We start from the raw sequence: 1066 nt of genomic DNA, 5'->3' as shown, positions 1-1066 counted from the left end.
AATGACATTAAATAATTGTGTTTTCAAAGCATTAATTGTACTATCAGACACCTTATCATTTGTCGTTGAAACATTAGCCGTGAAATTGGTTGTAGAAGTTTTTTCAGTCGTATCATTTGCGATTGTTACCTTTGATAAGTTATTAATCAAAGAACTTGTAAAAGTGTCTGTAAAACTTTTAGTCACATAAACAATGCGAGTAATGACATGTGTCCCTTTATATGCACCACTTCCACTTGAAACTGGTAAGAAAAAAACACCAGCTACAACTATACGAAGTATAACACCTAGAATTTTCTTACCAAACGGTTTACCTTCTGACAAATCTTTGAAAGCACTAATACCCACAAAGACCATAGCCATTGGAAAGATAACAGGTAAGAGTAGTGCTTGCAGAATAGTCTGCATTTTAGATACAAAATCATCTAAATACTGAAAAATATCAATATTAGATACTGCCGATAAAATCAATGAATCTAATAGAAACATCAATTTTGAACCTGCAAAAATCAACTGTACTACCCAATTAATGATTTTAGGGAACGCTTCTTTAGCACCAAAAAAACCTTTATCCTCAATATACATATAACTTGTATAAGCTGATAAGGCTGACATATCTTTTGCATTAATAGCACCTGCTTCTTTAGCTAGTGCTTCTTGATAATCATTTGAACTATCAATTGTACCAGCCTTTGTTAAAATAGCACTATTATAAGCATTATTTAATGTTGTAGTAGCAGAAGCAGTTTTTGTTTTATCATATCCCGCATTTGATAATTTTGAAACAGCCCCTTGATAGAGTAGATTATATTTTTGATAAGTTTCTTCTGTAATCGGAATCGCATTATTACCTTGTGTTTGATTACTTAGATTTTTAATCTCATTAATAATTGTTAGAACTGCTTTATACTCTGGAATATTAACAATATCGCCTTGGGCATTTGTAACGAAATCAGGTGCTTTAATACCACTATCAGAACCGATAGTATCATTAGTGACAACTGCATTACCTGTGTCTAAAGCGTAGGCTTGACTACCACAAAACAACAGACTTAAAAAGGTTAGC

Annotated in this window: 1 protein-coding gene; it reads right to left on the bottom strand. The window is 32.3% G+C overall.

What is annotated here, in order from left to right:
• On the bottom strand, window positions 1-1066 hold a 1066-nt coding region (locus tag HZR21_RS11505; protein WP_180747716.1), incomplete at both ends, for a hypothetical protein.

Origin of the sequence: Pseudolactococcus laudensis (assembly GCF_013449735.1) — a bacterium.
GTDB classification, from domain to species: domain Bacteria; phylum Bacillota; class Bacilli; order Lactobacillales; family Streptococcaceae; genus Pseudolactococcus; species Pseudolactococcus laudensis.
This window is presented reverse-complemented; position numbering and strand designations above follow the sequence as displayed.